Below are 23,525 nucleotides of genomic sequence, written 5' to 3'. Positions count from 1 at the left end.
CGTGACGATGCCTGACATACCCGGATGCACGGGAGCACACCGGGGAACACCACGAAAAGACGCGGCGGAGCCAGTCTAATGAAGGGATTCTCTCTGTCTAGCCTTTCAATGCATCAATCTTTTTCGGCTGTGCTACGGATTTCGCAGGCGTTGCGGTCTTGTTCCCTGGTTGATGCGCTCTCCGGGAGCTCATCGCCCAGCATTCGTTCGGCGGCGGTGCGGTGCAGCCGGGCGGCCGCGGGGTCCCCCAGCCGGTCGAGGGTGTCGGCCAGCCGCAGCTGCAGCGCGGCCTGCAGCCGGACGTCGTCGGCGCGGCGCGCCCAGTTGGCCGCCTCCTGGCAGGTGGCGAGGGATTCCTCGGGCCGGCCCGCGTACTCCTGCACCCGCGCCATCTCGCTCAACGCCCGTGCCTGGCCCGCCACATCGCCGGTCCTGCGGTACCCGGTGACCGCGGAGCGCCAGTTGCGCAGCGCCTCGCCGTAGCGGCCCGCGTAGGTGTGCACGGTGGCGATCCGGCCGTGCAGTCTGGCCGCGTCCGCGCGCTCGTCGCGGGCGAGCCGCTGGGCGAGCGCGCGGCCGTACCAGTCGGCGGCCCGGTCGTAGTCGCCGAGCTCCTGGTGGGCGCCGCCTACGGATTCCATCGCGCGGCCGGTCGCGTACGGGTCGTTTGCCTCGCGTCCGGCGTCCAGAGCGGCCCGGTAGCGGGCCAGCGCGTCCGTCGTACGGCCCGTCTGGGCGTCCAGGTCGGCGAGGTTCAGCAGTGCCGCGGCCTTCTCGCGGGGCAGGTTCCGGCGTTCGGCGACGTCCAGCACGAGCCGGTGGATGCCGTACAGCTCGGGCGCCGCGGCCTGCGTACCGACATGCGCGACCAGTGCTCTGACCAGGGCGGCCATCAGACGGCGGGCCAGGGTGTCCAGCTCGCCGTCCGAGACCGCGAGGCGGGCGGCGGCCAGCAGCGCGGGCTGCCGGATGCGCAGCCAGTCGGCGGCGGCGCGGGGGTTGGGAAAGCGCAGCGCGCGGGGCATCCCGGCGAGTTTCTCGCGGGCGGGCGAGCTGTCGGTCTCGGTGATCGCCCGGCACGACACCAGGAGCCGTACGGTCCGCTCCAGCATGCGGGCGCGGGCCAGCTGCAGTTCGGCGGCGCGGTCCTCGGTCTCGGTGAGCGAGCGCAGCAGCGGCAACAGGCAGCCGGGCACCTCGTACTGCGGCAGCGGCGACTCGACGGCCCGGACGAGGCCGAGTGCGGTGAAGTCGTCCAGGGTGGTGCGGGCGGCGCCGACCGAGCAGCCGGCGAGCGCGGACGCGGTGTGCGGGTCGACGAGCCCGGCGGGGGCGAGCGAGAGCAGTCGCAGTATCCGCGCGGCGGTCGAGGGCAGGGCGGTGTACGTGAGCCGGAAGACGCGTTCCAGGATCGGGCCGTCGTCACCGTCGGTGTGCAACTGCTTGGCGAGATCCGCGACGGCCGACTTGGGCCGGTGGGCGAGCCAGGCCCCGGCGAGGACGAGCGCGGCGGGCTGGGCCGCGCAGATCTCCACGAGTCCTTCGGCGGCGCGCGGGTCCACGGTGATGCGTACGGAGCCGGTGTACCGCTCCAGGAGTTCGAGGGCGGACTTGGTGTCCATGCCGCCGAGGGTGCAGGGGCGGACGTCCGCGATCCCGGTCAGGGGCCCGCCGGAGACGGCGACGACGAGGCAGTCGGGGGTCTCCGGGAGGAGCGCGTCGACCTGTTCCGCGTCGGCCGCGTCGTCGAGCAGGAGCACGGTCCTGCGGGTCGCCAGCGCCTCACGCAGCCGCTCGGAGAGGTCGTCCTCGTCCGCTCCGGCCGGGGCCCGCAGTTCGAGTGCGGTGAGCAGGTCACGGGCGGTTCGTTCGGTCGGTACGGGGGTGCCGTCCGGCTCGGTGAGCCGGGCCCGCAGGACACCGTCCGGGTAACTGTCCGCGACCTGCCGTACGAGCTCCTCGGCGAGCGCGGTGCGGCCGGATCCGGGTCTGCCGGCGATCAGCAGCACTCGCGCGCGGGGCGCCTTGCGGCCGGCGAGGGTGTCCAGCCCCGCGCGGTCGATGTCGGCCCGCAGTTCCTTCAACTCTCTTGTACGGCCGAGGAACTGACTCCCCGTGAGGGCGGACGCGGCAGCCGGGCGCCGCCCCTTCTCCGACACCGTCGTGCCGCCGGCATCCACCGCCTGATCCGTCACGGGCCACACTCCCGTCCCACTGCGCGCGCAAGCCCGCCGGGACTCCGGACGGGGCGTTTTCAGAGCCTAGTTCACGCTCTGCGACGATCCGTGCGGAGCGCGGCGGGCGGATCCCCCGATCGGATCAGGCGATGTTCACATCGGTGGGCCGATTGCGCGCTCAGAAGTGGATCAGAAAGGGCTCAGAAGTGGATCACGCCTCGAACGGGCGTGCGGGCCACGGGGCCTCGGCGGGGCGCAGGGCGTCCAGGCCGTCACCGCTGCGGGCGGCGGTCAGCGCGAGGACACCCACGACGAGGCAGTTGTTGTGCAGCTCGCCGGCGAGGACACCGCGTACGAGCTCGTCGACCGGGACTCGGGAGAGCTCCATGTCGGCCTCCTCGTCCTCGACCTCGAAGCGCTGCCCCTCAGCCTCGGAGAGATCGCGGGCCAGGAAGATCCGGACGGCCTCGTCGCAGCCGCCGGGCGTGGTGTACACGTCGGTGAGCACCCGCCAGTCCTCGGCCTTGACGTGCGCCTCCTCGTACAGCTCGCGCTGTGCGGCATGGAGGGGGTTCTCGCCCGGGATGTCGAGCAGACCGGCCGGGATCTCCCAGAGCTTGTGCCGCACGGGGTGCCGGTACTGGCGGATGACCAGGGCGCGGCCCTCGTCGTCGAGGGCGAGGACGGCCACCGAGCCGGGGTGCACCTGGTAGTCGCGCCGGGCGACCGATCCGTCGGGCATGACCACGTCGTCGGTGCGCACGGAGGTCTTGTTGCCGGTGAACGGGGTCGCGGTCGCCCTGACCTCCCACTCCTCGGCGGTGTCCTTGATGGTCATGTCGACTTGCCCTCCCACACACACGGAACCTGTGCCGCACCGGAAATCCCACACGGCGAAAACCGGGGCACGCGCCCCAAAAGACACGTACCCCGGCAACCGTACAACCCTCGTCCTACTTGGCCGTCTTGCGCTCCACCGCGGCCTTGACCAGGCCCGCGAACAGCGGGTGCGGCCGGGTGGGACGCGAGCGCAACTCGGGGTGCGCCTGGGTCGCGACCAGGTAGGGGTGGATCTCGCGCGGGTACTCCAGGAACTCCACCAGCTTGCCGTCCGGGGAGGTGCCGGAGAACTGCAGACCGGCCTTCTTCTCCAGCTCGGCGCGGTAGGAGTTGTTCACCTCGTAGCGGTGGCGGTGCCGCTCCTCGACGTACTCCTTGCCGTCGTACACCTCGCGCACGATCGAGCCCTCGGCGAGCTTGGCGGGGTACATGCCCAGGCGCATCGTGCCGCCCATGTCACCGTCGCCCGCGACGATGTCCAGCTGCTCGGCCATCGTGGAGATGACGGGGTGGCCGGTCGCGGAGTCGAACTCGGTGGAGTTGGCGTCCGCGATGTCGGCGAGGTTGCGCGCGGCCTCGATCACGACGCACTGCAGACCCAGGCACAGGCCCAGCAGCGGGATCTTGTTCTCGCGGGCGTACTGGATCGCGCCGACCTTGCCGGCCACACCGCGGTCGCCGAAGCCGCCGGGGATGCAGATCGCGTCGACGTCACCGAGCTGCTTGGCGGCGCCCGCCGGGGTCTTGCAGTCGTCCGAGGCGACCCACTTGATCTTCACCCGGGCCTTGTTGGCGAAACCGCCCGCGCGCAGCGCCTCGGTGACCGAGAGGTAGGCGTCGGGCAGGTCGATGTACTTGCCGACGAGCGCCATGTGGATCTCGTGCAGCGGATTGTGGACGCGGTCGAGCAGATCGCCCCAGGTCGACCAGTCCACGTCACGGAAGGGCAGGTCCAGCTTGCGCACGACGTACGCGTCCAGGCCCTCGGTGTGCAGGACCTTCGGGATGTCGTAGATCGAGCGGGCGTCGGGACAGGCCACGACGGCCGCCTCGTCGACGTCGCACATCAGCGAGATCTTGCGCTTGATCGCGGTGGGCACCTCGCGGTCGGCGCGCAGGACGATCGCGTCCGGCTGGATACCGATGTTGCGCAGGGCCGCAACCGAGTGCTGGGTCGGCTTCGTCTTCAGCTCCCCGGAGGGGCCGATGTACGGGAGGAGCGAGATGTGGACCACGAACACGTTGTCGCGGCCGACCTCGTGACGGACCTGGCGGACCGTCTCCAGGAACGGCAGGGACTCGATGTCGCCGACCGTGCCGCCGACCTCCGTGATGACGACGTCGACGTCGTCGGTGGCCATCCGGCGGATGCGGTGCTTGATCTCGTTCGTGATGTGCGGGATGACCTGCACGGTGTCACCGAGGTACTCGCCGCGCCGCTCCTTGGCGATGACCGTGGAGTACACCTGCCCGGTCGTGACGTTGGCGGAGCCGTCGAGGTCGACGTCGAGGAACCGCTCGTAGTGCCCGATGTCGAGGTCGGTCTCGGCCCCGTCGTTGGTGACGAACACCTCACCGTGCTGGAAGGGGTTCATCGTGCCGGGGTCGACGTTCAGATACGGGTCGAGCTTCTGCATGGTGACCCGCAGACCCCGTGCCTTGAGCAGCGCGCCCAGGCTGGAGGCGGTCAGGCCCTTGCCGAGGGAGGAGGCGACACCCCCGGTGACGAAGATGTGCTTGGTCGTCGTGGCTGTGCTGCTTCGGAAAGCAGCGGGCGGCATGGCCAAGAGGGGGCTCCCGTGGTCGCGGTTTCGGTTGCGGTACGGCTGCCCGGCCCGGAGGTTTCCGGCGGTGCCGTCGCTGCGGTTCGGGGGTCCCTTTTCCTGCTCGGGCGTCCACCGGTCCACGGGCTACCAGGGTATCAGCGACGCGAGGAGGTCGCTTCCGGCCACGCTCCGCGCACAGGCCGACACGCGCCACACCTGTGCTCACTCGTTCGGACCAGGCGGGTTGTCGGGAGGGGCGCGCGGAACATCATCGTGCGTCGTATCCTGCTCGGACACTCGCTGCCGAGCCAGGCCGGCAAACGGCACCACCCCGCCGGTATTCCTGGGCCAAGAGCTCGTCGGTTCGCCTCGCGAAGACAATCGCTGCAACCATTGACATGCGTGACACGCGACAACTGACGTTCCGCAACGACGCTTTACCAATGATCCTCTGACCGCAAGAACACCGCCCCCTCGGGGCGACGTGGCCGTTCGACTGGAGTTGCACGTGGCCGGGCGCATCGAAGACTACGCACTTATCGGAGACATGCAGACGGCCGCGCTGGTCTGCAGGGACGGCACGGTGGACTGGCTGTGCCTCCCCCGCTTCGACTCCCACGCCGTCTTCGCGGGACTGCTCGGCACGGAGGAGCACGGCTTCTGGCGGCTGGGCCCCGCGCACGCCGCCGACGCCGAACCGCCGAGAGCGGTCCGCCGCCGCTACCGCGGCGACTCGCTGATCCTCGAATCCGAGTGGGACACCTCACGCGGCACGGTCCGGGTGACCGATTTCATGCCCCCGCGTGACGGCGCCCCCCAGCTGATCCGGATCGTCGAGGGCGTCACGGGCCGCGTCCCGATGCGCTCCGCCCTGCGGATGCGCTTCTCGTACGGGCGTGTGGTGCCGTGGGTGCACAAGCACGAGGGGCGGACGGTGGCCGTCGCCGGCCCCGACTCCGTGTGGTTCGACACGGAGTGCGAGACGTACGGCAAGGCGCTGACGACGTACTCGGACTTCACGGTCGCGCCGGGTGAGCGGATCGCGTTCACCATCTCCTGGGAGCCCTCGCACAAGCAGCCGCCCGCGCTGCCCGAGCCGGAGCAGGCCCTGGAGGCCACCGAGGACTTCTGGCACGACTGGGTGGCCCAGTGCACGTACCACGGGCCCTACCGCGAGGCCGTGGTCCGCTCGCTGATCACCCTGAAGGCGCTGACGTACGCGCCGACGGGCGGCATCGTCGCCGCCCCCACGACCTCCCTCCCTGAGGAGATCGGCGGGGTCCGCAACTGGGACTACCGCTACACCTGGCTGCGCGACGCGGCGATCACCCTGTCGTCGCTGCTGCGCACCGGCTACCGCGAGGAGGCCCGCGCCTGGCGCGAGTGGCTCCTGCGCGCGGTGGCGGGCGACCCCGAGAACCTGCAGATCATGTACGGCATCGCGGGCGAGCGGGAACTGGGCGAGGCGGAACTCGACTGGCTGCCGGGATACGAGAACTCCGGCCCCGTACGCGTCGGGAACGGCGCGGCCAACCAGCTCCAGCTCGACGTGTACGGCGAGGTGACGGAAGCCCTGCACCTGGCGCACATGACCGGCCTGGCCCGCAACGACTACGCCTCGCTCCTCCAGCTCAAGCTGATCCGCTACCTGGAGGACCACTGGGACGAGCCCGACGAGGGCATCTGGGAGGTCCGCGGGCCGCGCCGCCACTTCGTCCACTCGAAGGTGATGGCCTGGGTCGCCGTCGACCGCACGATCAAGCTCATCGAGTCCGGGGACGCGGACGGCCCGCTGGAGAAGTGGCGCGAGCTGCGCGACGACATCCACCGGGACGTGTGCGAGAAGGGCTACGACAAGGAACGCAACACGTTCACGCAGTCGTACGGCTCCAAGGAGCTGGACGCCTCCCTGCTGCTGATCCCGCAGATGGGCTTCCTGCCCCCGGACGACAAGCGCGTGATCGGCACGATCGAGGCCATCCAGCGCGAGCTGTCCACCTCGGACGGCTTCATCCTGCGCTACCCCACCTCGGGCGACGACGCGGGCGTGGACGGCCTGGAGGGCGACGAGGGCGCGTTCCTGGCCTGCTCGTTCTGGATGGCGGACGACCTCGCGATGATCGGCCGCGTGGACGAGGCCCGCAAGCTCTTCGAGAAGCTGCTGGCCCTGCGCAACGACCTGGGGCTCCTCGCCGAGGAGTGGGACCCGCGTCTCAAGCGCCAGGTGGGCAACTTCCCGCAGGCGTTCAGCCATGTTCCGCTGATCGACACGGCCCTGCGGCTGACGGCCTCCGGGGCGTACGGAGGCTGAGTGCGGCGGCTCACGGCGGCGCCGAGGCGCCCCCGTGAGCCCTGTCCGGCGCGTCACAGCAGGTGGCGGACGGGGTAGCGTCCGGTCATGGACAGCCGTAACGACACGCCGGACACACAGCACAGTGGCGGGATCACCGTGCGGCGGGCCCTGGAGTTGCCCGCACTGCGCGGCGGCCTGCCGGAGATCCTGGCGGGCGCCGAGCGGCTGGGCCGCACCGTGCGCTGGGTGCACGCGGGCGAGGTACCGAACATCGCGTCGCTGCTCAAGGGCGGCGAACTGCTCCTGACCACCGGTTACGGATTCGGCACCCGCCCCGCCGAGCAGCGGGCGTTCGTCCGTACCCTCGCCGAGCGCGGCATCGCGGCCCTGGTCGTGGAGTTGGGGCCGCGCTTCACGCGACTGCCCGCCGCGCTCGTGGAGACGGCACGCACGGCCGGGCTGCCGCTGGTGCAGCTGCACCGCGAGGTGCCGTTCGTGACGGTCACGGAGGAGATCCACACCGAGATCGTCAACGGCCACTACGCACTGCTCCAGCGCGCCGAGGAGGTCCACCGGCGCTGCACCGAGGCCCTGCTCGGCGGTGGCGGCATCCCGCAGGTCCTCGGCATCCTCGCCGACTTCGCTGGCAACCCGGTCTTCCTGGAGACCCCGGACGGCCAGCTCCTGTACGCCGCCGGGGCCGGCCCCGCGAACGCCGACCCGCTCCAGGTGTGGGAGGGGCTGCGCGGCCCGCACAAGGCCGATCAGCACGGAGCGGGTCAGCACGGAACAGGTCAGCACCGAGCCGGGCCGCCCGCCGGTACGGTCCTCGTGGACGTGCCCGGCGGCGGACAGGGCGGCGGCGCCGGGGCGGCCCGGGCCCGGCTGGTCCTCCTGCCCGTGAACACCCCGCTCGCGCCCGTGCACCGGATCGCGACGGAGCGGGCGGCGGGCGTCCTCGCGGTGGTCCTGATGCAGGCCCGCCAGGAGGAGGAGCTGGCGGCCCGCGGGCGCGGCGACTTCCTCACCGACCTCGCCGAGGGCCGCATCGCCGCCGAGGACGCCCCGGCGCAGGCCCGGGTCCTCGGTTTCAAGCCCGGCGCGAGCCCCCTGCTGCCGGTCGTCATGCGTCTCGCCGACGGGCTGTCGCCCGGCGGCGGCTGGGCCGTCCTCGCACGGGCGGTCGCCGAGGAGCTGGCCTCGGTGGGCGTACCGGTCCTGCTCGGCGTACGGCCCGTGGAGGGCCGGGTACCGCTGCTGGTGGGGCTGCGCGCGGAGTCCGAGCGGCCGGCGGTCGCGGACCGGGTCGCCGCGGCGCTGCGGGCGGGTGTGGAGCGGGCGGGGACGCAGCGGCCGGGAGCGCAGCCGCCGGTCGTGGTGGTGGGCGTGGCGGGCGGCTGGGCTGCCGCGTCGGCGGGCCTGCGGCACGCGGCCGAGACGGCGACGGCCGCCCAGGGGCTGTCCGACCGGCCCTGGTACGACGCCCGGCGCCTGGACATCGACCTGCTGCTGTGGCGGCTGCGGGACCATCAGGACCTGGCGGCCTTCGTGGACCGCGCGATCGGCCCTCTGCGCGATCACGACCACCGCTCGAAGCCGCCGCTGCTGCCCACCCTGGAGACGTATCTCGCGCACGCGGGCCGCAAGGCGGAGACCGCGCGCGAACTGCACCTCAACCGGCAGACGCTCTACAACCGGCTCGCCCGGATCGGGGAGCTGCTCGGGACGGACCTGGACGATCCGCAGACGGTACTGGCCCTGAGCCTGGCACTGCGGGCCCGCAGACTCGTCCCGTGACGGCCGTGGCCGCTTTGACGGCTGTGACGGCTGTGACGGCCCGACCGGCCCTCCGGGCTACGGAAGCGGCAGGGGCCGGGTCAGCTCGTCGTACACGCTGAGGACCTGCGCCACCGTCTCGTCCTCGGTCGGCCAGGTGGCCGCCTGGAGCGTGCCCCTGTCCTTCAGCCGCTCGCACCGCTCGGGGTCGGCGAGCAGACCGGCGACGGCCTCGGCGAGCGCCCGCGCGTCGCCGTGCGGGACCAGCTCGGCCGCGTCGCCCACGAGTTCGGGCATCCCCGCGGTGGCGGCCGCGACCAGCGGCACGCGCGCGTGCAGGGCCTCCTGGGCGAGCAGGGAGCGCGACTCCGGGCAGCCGGGCAGCAGGGCGAGGTCGGCGGCGGCGAGCAACTCCCCGATGTCGTCCCGCCGGCCGATGAGACGTACGGGCAGCCCTTCGTTCTCGATGCGCCGCTGGAGCGCGCCGCGCAGCGGTCCCTCACCGGCGATCACGAGCAGCGGCACCGGGTCGAGCCGACGCCACGCGCGCGCGGCGTCCAGCAGCGTGTCGTAGCCCCGGTACCGGTCGAGGGAGCCGACGGCCAGCAGCAACGGCCGGTCGGTGGTACCGAGTTCCGCGCGCGTCTTGGGCCGCAGTCCATCTGCTTCCGCGTCCTCGTGCGCGGCGCCGGGCCGCCGCCCGCCCGGCAGGGCGACCGCGGCGAGCCGTGCGTCCCGCGCGCCCCTGCTGCGGGCGCGGTCCACCAGGTCGGACGAGGAGCCGAGGACCACCGACGCGGCCTTCGCCACCCGCCGCTCCAGGGCGCGCAGCAGATGAGCCCGCGCGCCCTCGGCGTACGGGCGGGTGTGCCAGGTGACGACGAGCGGGACGCGCCGTCCGCTGAGCGCGAGCGCGGCCCGCAGCGCGGCGTGCAGGCCGTGCGCGTGGACGAGGTCGGCGTCCCCGCAGACCGCCCGCAGCGCGGCCACGGAGGTCGGGTCGTTGCGCCGGGACACAGGGACATGGTCGGCACCGACGCCGGTGAAGTCGTACGCGTGATCGGCCTCGGTCGGGGCGCACACGGTCACCCGCACGCCCCGGGCGACGAGTCCCGAGGTCAGCGACCGCACATGGGCGCAGCTGCCCGCGCTGCCGCCGCCGAGCACCTGGACGGTACGCAGCGGCGACTGTCCGTGCGGTGAGTGGCTGCTCACGTGGCTCACGTGGCCGTGGCTCCTGGTTCGGCGGCGGGCGGTCACGAAGAAAAGTACCGAAGGAACGGGCGGTGGGGGTGTACCGCTCGTCCTCCTTCCAAGGATGCCAGGACGGGGGCCAGTTGCCGACCACCGCGTGATCACTGGGACGCCGGGGGTGCGGACGGGATGCGGGCGCTCACTCACACGAGTGAGCGCCGGGCGAGGTGCGAAGACAGTCAGGGGCGGGCATCGTCCCTGACGAGCTCCTGCCCGCGCCCCTTTCGCGCCCCTATCCGTCCGCGCGGGCCGTCGCCAGCAGTTCCTCCGCGTGGGCCCGTGCCGTCTGCGAGTCCTCCTGGCCCGCCAGCATCCGGGAGAGCTCACGGATGCGCTCCTCGCCCTCCAGGACCTTCACGCCGGAACGGGTCACCGAGCCGTCGTTGGTCTTCTCGACCAGCAGCTGCCGGTCGGCGAACGCGGCCACCTGCGGCAGGTGGGTGACGACGACGACCTGCGCGCTCTTGGCGAGCTTCGCGAGCCGCCGGCCGATCTCGACGGCCGCCTTGCCGCCGACACCGGCGTCGACCTCGTCGAAGAGGTACGTGGGCACCGGGTCCGTACCCGCGAAGACGACCTCGACCGCGAGCATGACCCGCGACAGTTCGCCGCCGGACGCGCCCTTGGCGATGGGCCGCGGCGGCGCCCCCGGGTGCGGGGCGAGGAGCAGTTCGACCTCGTCGCAGCCCGCGGGCCCGTACGAGACGGGGCGTCCGCCGACCTCCACACCCTCCGGGTCCTCGGTCTGCCGGATGTCGAACGACACGCGCGCGTGCGGCATGGCGAGCGAGGCCAGTTCGGCGGTCACGGCGGCGGCGAACCGTTCGGCGGCCTCCGTACGGGCGTCGGTGAGGGCCTGCGCCAGTCCGCCCAGCTCGGCCCGCAGCGCGTCGCGCTCGGCGGTGAGCTCGCCGATCCGGTCGTCGTCCCCGTCCAGTTCCAGGAGCCGGGCGGCGCTCTGCTCGGCGTAGGTCAGCACCGCGTCCACGTCCGCGCCGTACTTACGGGTCAGCGCGGTCAGCGCGGCACGCCGCTCCTCCACCGCCGCGAGCCGCAGCGGATCCGCGTCGAGGTCGTCGGCGTAGCCCGCCAGCTCCCCCGCCACGTCGCCCAGCAGGATGCCGATCTCCCCGATGCGGCCCGCCAGCGCGCCCAGGGCCGCGTCGTGGGACCGTACGGCCTCCAGGGCCCGGTGCGCGCCCGCCACGAGTGTCGTGGCGTCGATGCCCTCCGGGTCCTCGGGGTTGCCCGCGAGGGCGGCGTGCGCGACCGTGGCGGCCGACGCCAGCGCCTCCGCGTGGCCCAGCCGCTCGGCCTCGGCCGCCAGCTCCACGTCCTCGCCCGCCCTGGGCTCCACCCCGGCGATCTCGTCAAGCCCGAAGCGCAGCATGTCGGCTTCCTGGGCGCGTTCACGGGCGCGCGTGGTGATCTGGTCCAGCTCGGTGGTGACTGCGCGCAGCCGGCGGTAGGCGCCCGCGTACTTCGCGAGCGGCACGGCGACCGCGTCGCCCGCGTACCGGTCGAGGGCCTGCCGTTGCCGGGACAGCTTGAGCAGCCCCTGCTGATCGGTCTGCCCGTGCACGGCCACCAGGTCGTCGGCGAGTTCGGCGAGCAGCCCCACCGGCACGGAACGCCCGCCGAGATGCGCGCGGGAGCGCCCCTCGGCGGAAACGGTACGGCTGATGAGCAGGGTGCCGTCGTCGAGTTCCGCGCCGGCCTCCTCGGCCCGCAGGTTCGCCGCGGAGCCCTTGAGGACGGAGATCCGTCCCTCCACCACCGCGTTCTTGGCCCCGATCCGCACGAGGGCGGCGTCGGCGCGTCCGCCCATCAGCAGGCCCAGGCTGGTGACCACCATCGTCTTGCCCGCGCCGGTCTCACCGGTGACCGCGGTGAAGCCGGGCGACAGCTCGACCACCGCGTCGTCGATGACTCCGAGCGACCGTATCCGCATCTCCTCCAACACGGACATGACCATACGAGGTTTCCCCCACCCGGCGCGACGCCGCCCCATTCCCTGCACAAACGTCCAGGCACCCCCGCCCCCCGCAAGACCCCGGGAAAACCGCCCCCACCACCCCACAGCCCCATCCCCACACCGACCACCCCAAGCCCCCCAAGGGGCGCGGGGAACCGCGCACTCCAACCCTCACGGACCCGCAGAGTCATCACCGCGCCGCCGAAAGCCCCCCAAGGGGCGCGGGGAACTGCGCACCCGAGCCCCCACCGACCCGCACAGTCATCCCCACACCACCCCAAGCCCCCCCAGGGGCCAAGGGGCGCGGGGAACTGCGCACTCCAGCCCGTACGGACCCGCAGAGTCATCACCGCGCCCGAGGCGACCGCACCCCAGCCGCACCCCTAGTGCGGCGCCCCCCGCCACCCCGCGACGGGCAACGCGAACTTGGCCACCAGCCGGTCGGTGAACGAGGCATGGTGCAGCCGCGCCAGCCGCACCGGAACGGCCCCGCGACGGACCTCCACCCGCGCCCCCGGCGGCAGCTCGATCGTGCGCCGCCCGTCACACCACAGCACCCCCGGCGGAATGTGCGGCAGGATCTCCACAGCCAGCACGGAGTTCGGCGAGGTCACCAACGGCTTCGCGAACAGCGCGTGCGCACTGATCGGCACCATGAGCAGCGCCTCCACCTCCGGCCACACCACGGGCCCGCCCGCGGAGAACGCGTACGCCGTGGACCCGGTCGGCGTGGACAGCACGATCCCGTCGCAGCCGAACCCGGTCACCGGCCGCCCGTCGATCTCCAGGACGACCTCAAGAAGCTTCTCGGCGCCCGCCTTCTGCACGGCCGCCTCGTTGAGCGCCCAGTCCGTGTGCACGACATCGCCGTTGCTGTGCACGACGACGTCGACGGTCATGCGCTCCTCGACCTCGTACGCCCTCGTCACCACCCGGTCGACGACCTTGTCGAGGTCGTCGCGCTCGGCCTCCGCGAGGAAGCCGACGCGCCCCAGGTTGACGCCGAGCATCGGCACCCCGGAGGCGCGCGCGAACTCGGCGCCGCGCAGCAGCGTGCCGTCACCGCCGAGGACGATCAGCAGCTCACATCCGTCGAGGCACTCCGGAGTCGCCTCCTTGACGAGCTCCACGGTCGGCGGCAGCGGCAGATCGGCCGCCTCCGCCTCCAGGACACGTACGCCGAGTCCGGAGCGCAGCAGCCCCTCGACGACGAGCTCGGCACTGCGGATGGCCGCGGGCCGCCCGGTGTGCGCGAGCAGGAAAACGGTACGAGATCGGGTGTCGGTCAACGCGGCCCCTCCGCCACTGCACGGTCAACGTCGGCCGGGTCCAGTGCGGGTGCCCCGGCACGCAGCCACAGAAAGTACTCGACATTCCCCGAGGGCCCGGGCAGCGGACTGGCCGTCACACCCTTCACCCCGAGCCCCAGTTCCCCCGCCTGGCGGGCCACACCGCGTACGGCGTCCGCCCGCAGCTCGGGGCTGCGGACCACTCCGCCGCTCCCGAGCCGTTCCCTGCCCACCTCGAACTGCGGCTTGACCATCATCACCAGGTCGGCGTCGGGCGCCGCGCACCGCACAAGGGCGGGCAGCACCAGGCCGAGCGGGATGAAGGACAAATCACCGACTACAAGATCCACCGGCTCCCCATCGATCGCCTCCAACGTCAACTCGCGTACGTTCGTACGGTCCTTGACGGTGACGCGTTCATCGCTTTGGAGAGACCACGCCAACTGCCCGTAGCCGACGTCCACGGCGAGGACGTGGGAGACGCCCGCGCGCAGCAGCACATCGGTGAACCCGCCGGTCGAGGCTCCGGCGTCCAGGGCCCGCCGCCCCTGGACCTCCAGGCCCAGCGGTACGAAGGCCTCCAGGGCCCCCGCCAGCTTGTGGCCGCCGCGCGAGACGTAGTCGGGGTCGTTGTCGTCCTGGCTGACCAGGATGGGGGCCGCGGTCTCCACCTGGGTGGCGGGTTTGGTCGCGAGGTTCTTGCCGACGGTGACCCGCCCGGCGGCGATCAGCTGTCCGGCGTGCTCGCGCGAGCGGGCGAGCTTGCGTCGGACCAGCTCGGCGTCGAGGCGGCGTCGTGCCACTCCTGCCACGTTCGGTTCAGCTCCTGTTGCTGTAGCTGTAGCCAGCGCTGTGATGACTGCTGCTGTTCGGCGCGGGGGGCGCCGGAGGTCCCGGGCGGGCGTCGAGCGCGGTGAGCGCGTCGCGCAGCCCCCGGTGTACATCCTCGTACACCTCCACGTGCCCGTCCGTGTCGAGGTGGTCCGCGTCGGCCAGCCGGTCGAGCAGGGCGTCGACCTCGGCGTCACCGGTCGGCGTACGCGGCACGTACAGCGGGGCGGGGGCGGCGGGGTCGTACTCGGGCCGGGTGTCGGGGCCGGGCGGGGCGTCGGACCCGGCGTGCGGCTCCGTCTCCGGCTCCATACCCGGAGGCTGCGTACCCGGAGGCTGCGTACCGAAAGGATCCGTACCGGGGCTTTCGGCCTCCGGGCCGGTCATGGACTCGCTCATGCCCCGACGCTACCGCGAAGGGCTGAGGTACCGTCGATCACGATGGCGACGATCGAGGAGTGCCGCAGCGCACTCGACAAACTCTCGGACAACATGGCCGGCGCGAACGGCGACGTACAGAGCGCGGCCGCGTTGGACCGCTCCCTGAGCTGCCGTATCACCGACCTGGACATCACCTTCGTGGGCCGCCTGCGGGACGGCCGGATCGTGGTGCTCGACACCGTCGAGGGCCCGCCGCCCGAGAAGGCCGAGATCCGGCTCGCGATGACCGGCGACGACCTGGTCGCGATGGTCGACGGCGAGCTCCATTTCGCGAAGGCCTGGGGCTCGGGCCGCGTCAAGCTCGAAGCGGGCCTGCGCGACCTGATGCGGCTCAGAAAGCTGCTTTGACGTTCGTCAGAAAGCTGCTTCGACGTTCGTACGGGCCTTCCGCGCCGCCGGCACCACCAGCGGCGTGCCCGTCTCCGGGTCGTCGATGACCTGGCAGCGCAGCCCGAAGACCTCCTCGACCAGTTCGGCCGTGACGATGTCCGCCGGGGCGCCCTCCGCGATCACCGCGCCGTCGCGCAGGGCGATCAGATGGGTGGCGTAGCGGGCGGCGTGGTTGAGGTCGTGCAGTACGGCGACCAGCGTGCGCCCCTGCTCCTCGTGCAGTTCGGCACAGAGGTCGAGTACGTCGATCTGGTGCTGGATGTCGAGGAAGGTGGTCGGCTCGTCGAGCAGCAGCAGCGGGGTCTGCTGGGCGAGCGCCATGGCGATCCACACGCGCTGGCGCTGGCCTCCGGAGAGCTCGTCGACGTACCGGTCGGCGAGTTCGGCGACCCCGGTCGAGGCCATGGACTCGCGGACGATCCGCTCGTCGTCGGTCGACCACTGGCGCAGCAGCCCCTGGTGCGGGTAGCGACCGCGCCCCACGAGGTCGCCGACGGTGATCCCGTCGGGCGCGATCGACGACTGCGGGAGCAGTCCGAGCGTCCTCGCCACCTTCTTGGCGGGCAGCGACTGGATGGCCTGGCCGTCGAGGAGGACCCGGCCCTGGCGGGGCTTCAGCATACGGGACAGCGCGCGCAGCAGGGTGGACTTGCCGCAGGCGTTGGGGCCGACGATCACCGTGAACGAGTTGTCCGGTATCCCGACCGACAACCGCTCGGCGATGACGCGCTGGTCATAGGCGAGGGTGACGTCCTCGGCAGACAGGCGGTTCACAGTGCTCCTCGGGTGGTTCGGCCTCGTACGGGTCGTGCCGGGGTCGGGGTTCATATCCGGCCCGCCTTGCGCTCGGTGACCAGGAGCCACAGCAGGTAGACGCCGCCGAGGACTCCGGTGACCACGCCGACGGGCACCTGGTCGGCACCGAAGACCTTCTGCGAGGCCCAGTCCGCGACGACCAGGAGGGTGGCGCCCATGCACATCGACGGCACCAGATTGGGTCCCGGCGAGCGCGTCAGGCGCCGTGCGAGCTGTGGCGCGGTGAGCGCGACGAAACCGACCGGGCCCGCGGCGGCGGTCGCCGACGCGGTGAGCAGTACGGCGGCCACCATGAGCAGCAGTCGCGTCCGCTCCACGCGCACGCCGAGCGCGTACGCCACGTCGTCGCCCATCTCCAGCATCCGCAGGGCGCGCGCGTTGCCGAGGACCAGCGGTACGAGTACGGCGCACAGCCAGAGCAGGGGCCAGACCTGCTCCCAGTCACGGCCGTTGAGGGAACCGGTCATCCAGACGATCGCGCGGGTCGCGTCGACCAGGTCGGCCTTGGTGATCAGATAGCCGTTGACGGCGGTGACGATCGCGGAGACACCGATACCGACCAGGACCAGCCGGTATCCGTGCACGCCCCGCTTCCAGGCGAGCAGATAGATGGCGAGCCCGGTCACCAGCCCGCCGACCAGCGCTCCGACGGTGACCTGTTCGGGGCTTCCGGAGAACAGCACGATCATCACGAGCGCGCCGGCCGTCGAGCCCTGTCCGAGGCCGAGTACGTCCGGACTGCCCAGCGGATTGCGGGAGATGGTCTGGAAGAGGGCGCCGCCGACTCCGAGTGCGGCGCCGACCAGGAGCCCCACCAGGACCCGCGGCAGCCGCAGTTGCTCGACGATGAACTCCTGGCTCGCGCTCCCCGTGCCGAACAGCGTCTTGAGGACATCGCCGGCGGAGATCGGGAAGTCGCCGGTGCCGATGAGGACGACACTCGCGGCGAGCGCGGCCACCAGCAGCAGGACGACGACCGTGAACGCGCGGACGTCGACACGGACCGACAGCCCGCCGACGGCACGGACCGTGCGTCCGCGAAAGGCCCGGGCGGGAGCTGCCGGGGCGGCAGTCCCCGGAGTGGGAGCCGCTGAGGCGGAAGCCGCTGAGGTGGGAGCCGCTGGAGTAGGAGCCGCCTGAGCGGGCTCGGCCTGGGTGCGTGGGACCTTCACAGCTGTGCCGTCCTCCGCCGTCGTACGAGAAAGATGAAGACCGGGCCGCCGAGGATCGCGGTGACGATACCGACCTGGAGTTCCGCGGGCCGCGCCACCATGCGGCCGACGACGTCGGCGCCGAGCAGCAGCACCGGGGACAGCACGGTGGCGTACGGCAGGATCCAGCGCAGGTCGGGCCCGGTGAAGGACCGCACGACGTGCGGGACCATCAGCCCCACGAAGACGATCGGCCCGCAGGCGGCGGTCGCGGCCCCGCACAGCACGGTGGCGGCGGCCATGGAGAGCGCGCGGGTGCGGTTCAGATGCGCGCCCAGCGCACGCGCCGTGTCGTCGCCCATGGCCATGGCGTTCAGCGGCCGGGCGAGGGCCAGCGCCAGGACCGTACCGGCCACGAGGAACGGCAGCACCTGCCAGATGATGTCGCTGGTCGCCGAGGCCAGCGAACCGACCGTCCAGAAGCGCATCGTGCCGAGCGCCGCCTCGTCCGTGATCATCACGGCCTGCAGATAGCCGTAGAGCGCGGCGCTGATCGCGGTACCGGCGAGGGCGAGCCGCACCGGCGTCGCGCCCCGGCTGCCGCCGAGGAGGAACACGAGCACTCCGACCACGGCGGCGCCCGCGAAGGCGAACCACACATAGCCGTTCAGCGAGGTGACGCCGAAGAAGGTGATCGCCGTGACGACCGCGGCGGACGCGCCCGCGTTGATGCCGAGCAGCCCGGGGTCGGCGAGCGGGTTGCGGGTGAGCGCCTGGAGCACGGCCCCGGCGAGGCCGAGCGCGGCACCGACGAGCAGCCCGAGGACCGTACGCGACAGCCGCTCCCCCACCACGACGTCGCCGTACGTACCGGAGTCCTGGAACAGGCCGTGCCAGACCTGTTCCAGGGACAGCTCTTTCGCGCCGACGGCGATGCTCGCCAGGGCGACGAGCACCAGCACGGCGAGGGACAGGACGAGCCCGGCGGCTCGGACCGCCCGTCGCCTGGGGGGCGCGGGGGCGGTCTCCGCGCTCGGTTCGGTGGGACTGTCGACCAACACGGCAGTTAGGTTAACCTAACTTGCCCAGTGCTTCGATCGGCGCACACGGTGACCAGGCCAGGTGAGGCCCAGGGCGGCCGACCGGACCGGGCGGGACCATGAGCGGCCCACGAGGCCTGGCGAGGCCGTGAGCGGGTCTCAGAGGCCCAGCCGCGCCAGCGCCTTGCCTCCGTCCAGCTCGCAGGCCGCGTCGCCGCCCGCCGTCCAGGCCGCGGCACACAGCGCCCTCAGCCCGTCCATGGGCTCGCCCTCACCGTCCAGTTCCAGCCTCTCGCCGCCGGCCGTGGCCGTGTAACCCCCGCACCGGAAGCCGTCTCCCGCCTCGACCACCTCGGGCTGCCCGGTCAGCATCCCCCGCAGATCGGCGTCGACATAGGTCGGCCGGTGCTGCGGCGGCGCGGCGAGGAGCTGCGCGCCGTCGGTCACTCCGGTGAGTACGAGCAAGGAGTCCACCTCGCCGTTGAACGCGCCCTCGATGTCCGTGTCGAGCCGGTCCCCGACGACCAGCGGCCGCTTCGCCCCGGTCCGCAGGATCGTCTCGCGGTGCATCGGGGGCAGCGGCTTGCCCGCCACCTGCGGTTCGGCACCCGTCGCGATCCGTACGACCTCCACGGCCGCCCCGTTGCCCGGAGCGATGCCGCGCGCGCCGGGGATCGTCAGGTCCGTGTTGGACGCGAACCACGGCACCCCGCGCGCGATGGCGTAACAGGCCTCCGCGAAGCGCCCCCACGGCAGGTCGGGGCCGCCGAACCCCTGCACGACGGCCGCCGGGTCGTCGTCGGCCGACTCGACCGGCTCAAGACCGCGCTCGCGCAGCGCGACCCGCAGTCCCTCCCCGCCGATCACCAGCACGCGCGCGCCCTTGGGCAGTTGCTCACTCATCAGCCGCGCCACTGCCTGGGCGGAGGTGATGACGTCCGACGCCTCCGTCGCGATACCCAGCTCCGTGAGGTGCTCCGCGACATGGTCGGGCGTGCGCAGCGCGTTGTTCGTGACGTACGCGAGGCGCATCCCGCCCGTGTGGGCCGTGCCCAGCGACTCGACCGCGTGCGCGATCGCGTGGCCGCCCGCGTACACCACGCCGTCCAGGTCGAGCAGCGCCGTGTCGTACGCCTCGCTCAGGGCCTGCTCGCTGCCCTCGGGCCGCGTCCTCGCGGTCTGGCTCATTACGCATCGCTCCTCGTTCGGTCTCTTTCCCCGATCATCGCTCATGGCACTGACACACTTACGATGCATCAATGAACACGGCAGGTACCGCGGACGTACCGGCACGCATGGGCCTTGATCTCACCCCGTTCCGGGGCCTGCGCTACGACCCCGACCGGGTCGGCAGCCTGTCCGCCGTCACATCACCGCCGTACGACGTGGTCGTACGGCCCGACGGCCTGCAGCATCTGGAGTCGGCGGACCCGCACAACATCGTCCGCCTGATCCTGCCGCAGGCCCCTACGCCCGGCATCCGCAACGAACAGGCCGCCGACACCCTGCACCGCTGGGTGTCCGAGGGCGTCCTGAGAACCGACGCCCAGCCGGGCCTGTACGTCTACGAGCAGCATGACGACGAAGGCATGTTCCAACGGGGCGTCATCGGCGCCCTGCGCCTGTCGGAGCCGTCGGAGGGCGTGGTGCTGCCGCACGAGGACGTCATGCCGCACGTCGTCGCGGACCGCGCGGCCCTCATGCGGGCCACCTCCGCGAACCTCGAACCCCTGCTGCTGACCTACCGGGGCGACGGCACCTCCGGTACGACGGCCGTCATCGAACGCACCGCGAAACACCCGCCCCTGTTGTCCACCACCACGGAGGACGGCTTCAGCCACCGTCTGTGGGCCGTCACGGACCCGGCCGACCTTGCCGAGATCCGCGCGGACCTGGCCCACCGCCAGGCGCTCATCGCGGACGGCCACCACCGCTGGGCGACCTATCTGCGGGTACGCGGGGAGCACCCTTCCCCCAGCCCTTGGGACTACGGCCTGGTACTCCTGGTGGACACCGCGCGCCATCCGCTGCGCGTCCGCGCGATCCACCGTCTCCTGCACCAGCTCCCGGTGCCCGAGGCCCTCGCGGCCCTGGACGGCTCCTTCCGCGTACGCCACCTCGACGGCATCCTCTCCTCGGCCCTGTCGGCCCTCTCCGTAGCGACCGCCGAGGGAAATGCCTTCCTCCTTGCGGGCGACGGCACCTTCCACCTGGTCGACCGCCCCTCCCCCGACCTCCTCGCCCGTACGATCCCGCCGGACCCGCCGGAGGCCTGGCGCACCCTGGACGCGACGGTCCTGCACGCCACGCTCCTGGACCACGTCTGGAAGATCCCGGACGTCCCCGAGCACATCGCGTACATCCACGACACGGCCGCCACGGTCGCCAAGGCGGAGCGCGACGGCGGCACGGCCGTCCTGATGCACCCGGTCCGCGAGGAGGTCGTACGCGACCTTGCGAGCCAGGGCGTCACAATGCCCCGCAAGTCGACGTCCTTCGGCCCGAAGCCGGCGTCGGGCCTGGTACTGCGCGCACTGCTCTGACACGGCCCCACGCCCCTCGGAAACACGAACGGGCGGGACTCCCCTCAGGGAATCCCGCCCGCGCGTTCCTACGTGCCGACCTCAGTCCGTCTGGTCGCCCTTGGCCTTGTCGCCCGTCTGCGGGCTGTCGTCCACCTCGACGATCTCGACGATCTCGACGACTTCGTCCGTCGCCGCCTCGGAGGCCACGACCTCCGGAGCACTGTCGTCATCGTCCTCGTCAACGCCCTCGTCATCGATGCCGTCGTCGATGACGCGGTCGCTGTCGAGGTCCTGGTCTTCCACGTCCACGTCTACGTCCACGTTCACGTCCACGTCGTCGACCACGACCTCTGCCTCGTTCCCGTCCTCGACGAGGGCGTCCACGAATTCGACGCCGTCGAGTTCCGCGAGGCGGTCCGAGGCGTCCGTGCTGCCGTCCTTGTCGGACTCGACGGCCTTGGCGAACCACTCACGGGCCTCGCCCTCACGCCCGGCCGCGAGGAGCGCGTCGGCGTACGCGTAACGCAGCCGCGCGGTCCAGGGTTGGACGGAGTTCGAGGCCAGCTCGGGGCTCTGCAGCGTGACGATGGCCGCGTCGAGCTGGTCCATGTCCCGCCGCGCGCCGGCCGCCACGAGCCGCATCTCGACCTGACCGGCCTTGTCGAGCTTCTGCACCTCGGGGGCCCCGGCCATGTCGAGCGCCTTCTCCGGGCGCCCCAGGCCGCGCTCGCAGTCCGCCATGACGGGCCACAGGTCCACGTTGCCGGTCATGCGCCGCGCGGCCCTGAACTCGGCGAGCGCCTCGCTGTACTTCTGGTTCGCGTACGCGGCGAAGCCGGCCGCCTCCCGCACGGCGGCGACGCGCGAAGCGAGCCGGAGCGCGACCCTGGAGTAGCCGTACGCGCCCTCGGGGTCCTCGTCGATGAGCCGGGCCACCATGACCAGGTTCCTCGACACGTCGTCGGCGAGTCCCTTCGGCAGGCTCATGAGCTCCTGCCGCACGTCCTTGTCGATCTCCTCGCCGGTGACGTCGTCCGGGATCGGCAGCCGCTTGATCGGCTCGCGATCGCGGTCCCGCTCGTCGCGGAAGCGGCCACCGCCGCCGCCATTACGGTCGCCACCCCGGTCGTCGCGCCCACGGAATCCACCGCTGGGGCGGCCACGGCTGTCGTCGCGACGGGGTCCGCCACGGCCACGGTCGTCACGCCCGGCTCGGTCGTCACGACCACGGAACCCACCGCGGTCACCGCCACCACGGTTGTCGTCGCGGTTGAAGCCGCCACGGTCGCCACCGCCACGGTTGTCGTCTCGACGGAAGGGCGGGCGGTCGCCGCCACCACGGTTGTCGTCTCGACGGTCGTCACGGCGGAAGGCCGGACGGTCGTTGTCGCGGCGCGGAGCACCGCGGTCATCGTCACGACGGAACGCCGGGCGGTCGCTGCCACCACGGCTGTCATCGCGACGGAAACCGCCACGGTCACCGCCACTGCGGTTGTCGTCACGGCGGTCATCCCGGCGATCGTCACGACGGAAGGCCGGACGGTCACCGCCACCACGGTTGTCATCGCGACGGAAACCACCGCGGTCACCGCCACCACTGCGGTCGTCGCGCCCACGGAATCCACCGCGGTCGTCGTCGCGACGGAAGGGCGGGCGGTCGCCGCCGCCCCGGTTGTCATCACGACGATCGTCACGGCGGAAGGCCGGGCGATCGTTGTCGCGGCGCGGGGCACCACGGTCGTCGTCACGACGGAAAGCCGGACGCTCGCCACCACCACGGTTGTCGTCACGACGATCGTCACGACGGAAACCGCCGCGGTCACCGCCACCGCTGCGGTCGTCGCGGCCACGGAATCCACCGCGGTCGCCACCGCCACGGTTGTCGTCGCGACGGAAGCCGCCACGGTCACCGCCACCGCGATTGTCATCACGGCGATCGTCACGGCGGAAGGGCGGGCGGTCGTTGTCGCGGCGCGGGGCACCACGCTCATCGTCACGACGGAACGCCGGGCGGTCGCTGCCACCACGGCTGTCATCGCGACGGAAACCGCCACGGTCACCGCCACCGCGATTGTCATCACGACGGTCGTCGCGCCGGAACGCCGGACGGTCACCGTCACGCCTCGGGGCACCACGGTCACGGTCGTCACGGCTCGGCCCACTGGGCCGGTCGTCGCGACGGAAGGGGGGACGACTGCCACCACTGCGGTTGTCGTCGCGACGGAAGCCACCACGGTCGCCGCCACCGCTGCTACCGCCACGGTTGTCGTCGCGACGGAAGCCGCCACGGTCACCGCCGCCGCGATTGTCGTCACGACGGTCGTCGCGGCGGAAGGGCGGGCGGTCGTTGTCGCGGCGCGGGGCACCACGCTCATCGTCACGACGGAACGGCGGGCGGGCGCCACCTCCGCGGTTGTCGTCACGCCTGCCGGCCCCACCGCGGTCGTTGTCGCGGCTCGGGCCTCCGCGGTAGCCGCCGCGGTCACCACTGTCCCGGCGTCGCTGATCGCGCTCCGGTCGCTCGTCGGGAGAGTTGGTGGACATGGGTGACTCCTGTCATCGGTACCGCAAGTCATTCTCGCGCAGCCGGGTACCCGGCGCGCTTCGGGAAAACAAAAAAGGACCTCTGGTCCCAGCGAGTCGCTGGGACCAGAGGTCCTCAAAGATTGTTCGGCGGCGTCCTACTCTCCCACAGGGTCCCCCCTGCAGTACCATCGGCGCTGTAAGGCTTAGCTTCCGGGTTCGGAATGTAACCGGGCGTTTCCCTCACGCTATGACCACCGAAACCCTTTCAGACACTCCGCCAGAGGCAGAGCTGTGAACGGGCAGCGAACAAGCACACTATTTAATTGACTAGTGGAACTGTTCAGCCAGCACAACCGTTCGTTGTCTGGGAACTACACAGTGGACGCGAGCAACTGAGGACAAGCCCTCGGCCTATTAGTACCGGTCAGCTCCACC

General features: G+C 72.0%; 17 protein-coding genes, 1 rRNA gene and 1 pseudogene. 4 read left to right on the top strand and 15 right to left on the bottom strand.

Annotated elements, in window-relative coordinates; genetic code table 11:
• Positions 1–113 precede the first annotated feature (113 nt).
• The 3 genes from IE278_RS34030 to pyrG form a co-directional block, all read right to left on the bottom strand.
• Positions 114–2,195: a tetratricopeptide repeat protein gene (locus IE278_RS34030; RefSeq protein ID WP_189778103.1), complete on the bottom strand. Its 2,082-nt coding sequence runs from the start codon at positions 2,193–2,195 to the stop codon at positions 114–116.
• 193 nt (positions 2,196–2,388) lie between these two features.
• Positions 2,389–3,015, bottom strand: coding sequence for an NUDIX domain-containing protein (locus tag IE278_RS34025; protein WP_189778101.1), 627 nt, complete (start codon positions 3,013–3,015; stop codon positions 2,389–2,391).
• A gap of 115 nt (positions 3,016–3,130) precedes the next feature.
• Positions 3,131–4,798 (bottom strand): CTP synthase, encoded by a 1,668-nt coding sequence (gene pyrG / locus IE278_RS34020; protein WP_189778099.1) that lies wholly within the window; start codon positions 4,796–4,798, stop codon positions 3,131–3,133.
• A gap of 493 nt (positions 4,799–5,291) precedes the next feature.
• Between pyrG and IE278_RS34015 the strand changes: the two genes are divergently transcribed.
• Together IE278_RS34015 and IE278_RS34010 are read left to right on the top strand one after the other, a co-directional pair.
• On the top strand, positions 5,292–7,094 hold the full coding sequence (locus IE278_RS34015) for a glycoside hydrolase family 15 protein (protein WP_189778097.1): 1,803 nt from the start codon (positions 5,292–5,294) through the stop codon (positions 7,092–7,094).
• An 87-nt stretch (positions 7,095–7,181) separates the two neighbouring features.
• Positions 7,182–8,873, top strand: coding sequence for a PucR family transcriptional regulator (locus IE278_RS34010; RefSeq protein ID WP_189778095.1), 1,692 nt, complete (start codon positions 7,182–7,184; stop codon positions 8,871–8,873).
• A gap of 57 nt (positions 8,874–8,930) precedes the next feature.
• On the opposite strand, the gene IE278_RS34005 is transcribed toward IE278_RS34010, so the two are convergent.
• From IE278_RS34005 to IE278_RS33985, 5 genes are all read right to left on the bottom strand, one after another.
• On the bottom strand, positions 8,931–10,076 hold the full coding sequence (locus IE278_RS34005; RefSeq protein ID WP_189778093.1) for a glycosyltransferase family 4 protein: 1,146 nt from the start codon (positions 10,074–10,076) through the stop codon (positions 8,931–8,933).
• A gap of 262 nt (positions 10,077–10,338) precedes the next feature.
• A complete protein-coding gene (gene recN, locus IE278_RS34000) occupies positions 10,339–12,081 on the bottom strand; it encodes a DNA repair protein RecN (protein WP_189778091.1) in 1,743 nt (580 codons plus the stop codon).
• A 383-nt stretch (positions 12,082–12,464) separates the two neighbouring features.
• Positions 12,465–13,370 (bottom strand): NAD kinase, encoded by a 906-nt coding sequence (locus tag IE278_RS33995; protein ID WP_107021203.1) that lies wholly within the window; start codon positions 13,368–13,370, stop codon positions 12,465–12,467.
• Complete coding sequence (locus tag IE278_RS33990) at positions 13,367–14,182, bottom strand: TlyA family RNA methyltransferase (RefSeq protein ID WP_189778089.1); 816 nt, start codon at positions 14,180–14,182, stop codon at positions 13,367–13,369. The genes IE278_RS33995 and IE278_RS33990 overlap by 4 nt, the downstream gene beginning before the upstream one ends.
• A gap of 7 nt (positions 14,183–14,189) precedes the next feature.
• Positions 14,190–14,513, bottom strand: coding sequence for a hypothetical protein (locus tag IE278_RS33985; RefSeq protein WP_189778239.1), 324 nt, complete (start codon positions 14,511–14,513; stop codon positions 14,190–14,192).
• A 129-nt stretch (positions 14,514–14,642) separates the two neighbouring features.
• Here IE278_RS33985 and IE278_RS33980 point away from each other — a divergent pair, with 129 nt between their 5' ends.
• Positions 14,643–14,990: an SCP2 sterol-binding domain-containing protein gene (locus tag IE278_RS33980; RefSeq protein WP_189778087.1), complete on the top strand. Its 348-nt coding sequence runs from the start codon at positions 14,643–14,645 to the stop codon at positions 14,988–14,990.
• A gap of 6 nt (positions 14,991–14,996) precedes the next feature.
• Here the strand turns inward: IE278_RS33980 and IE278_RS33975 are convergent, their stop codons facing one another.
• The 4 genes from IE278_RS33975 to IE278_RS33960 form a co-directional block, all read right to left on the bottom strand.
• A complete protein-coding gene (locus tag IE278_RS33975; RefSeq protein ID WP_189778077.1) occupies positions 14,997–15,860 on the bottom strand; it encodes an ABC transporter ATP-binding protein in 864 nt (287 codons plus the stop codon).
• Positions 15,857–16,858 carry a FecCD family ABC transporter permease gene (locus IE278_RS33970; protein ID WP_246571076.1) on the bottom strand — a complete coding sequence of 334 codons (1,002 nt, stop codon included), beginning with the start codon at positions 16,856–16,858 and terminating at the stop codon, positions 15,857–15,859. Before IE278_RS33970 ends, IE278_RS33975 begins: the two co-directional genes overlap by 4 nt.
• Positions 16,859–17,016: 158 nt before the next feature.
• A complete protein-coding gene (locus tag IE278_RS33965; RefSeq protein WP_189778073.1) occupies positions 17,017–18,060 on the bottom strand; it encodes a FecCD family ABC transporter permease in 1,044 nt (347 codons plus the stop codon).
• Between the two features lie 138 nt (positions 18,061–18,198).
• Positions 18,199–19,227 (bottom strand): HAD hydrolase-like protein, encoded by a 1,029-nt coding sequence (locus IE278_RS33960; RefSeq protein ID WP_189778071.1) that lies wholly within the window; start codon positions 19,225–19,227, stop codon positions 18,199–18,201.
• A 71-nt stretch (positions 19,228–19,298) separates the two neighbouring features.
• Between IE278_RS33960 and IE278_RS33955 the strand changes: the two genes are divergently transcribed.
• Positions 19,299–20,582, top strand: coding sequence for a DUF1015 domain-containing protein (locus tag IE278_RS33955; RefSeq protein ID WP_189778069.1), 1,284 nt, complete (start codon positions 19,299–19,301; stop codon positions 20,580–20,582).
• Positions 20,583–20,663: 81 nt separating this feature from the next.
• Here the strand turns inward: IE278_RS33955 and IE278_RS33950 are convergent, their stop codons facing one another.
• The 3 genes and pseudogenes from IE278_RS33950 to rrf form a co-directional block, all read right to left on the bottom strand.
• Positions 20,664–21,566, bottom strand: a complete 903-nt coding sequence (locus IE278_RS33950; protein ID WP_246571073.1) for a tetratricopeptide repeat protein — start codon at positions 21,564–21,566, stop codon at positions 20,664–20,666.
• Between the two features lie 231 nt (positions 21,567–21,797).
• Positions 21,798–23,108, bottom strand: a pseudogene (locus tag IE278_RS33945) (hypothetical protein); the annotation flags it as partial.
• Positions 23,109–23,232: 124 nt separating this feature from the next.
• Positions 23,233–23,349 (bottom strand): 5S ribosomal RNA (gene rrf / locus IE278_RS33940).
• Positions 23,350–23,525: the final 176 nt, after the last annotated feature.

Origin of the sequence: Streptomyces tauricus (assembly GCF_014650955.1) — a bacterium.
GTDB lineage: Bacteria > Actinomycetota > Actinomycetes > Streptomycetales > Streptomycetaceae > Streptomyces > Streptomyces tauricus.
Note: the sequence above shows the minus strand (reverse complement) of the source record. Positions and strands in the feature narration are given on the sequence as shown.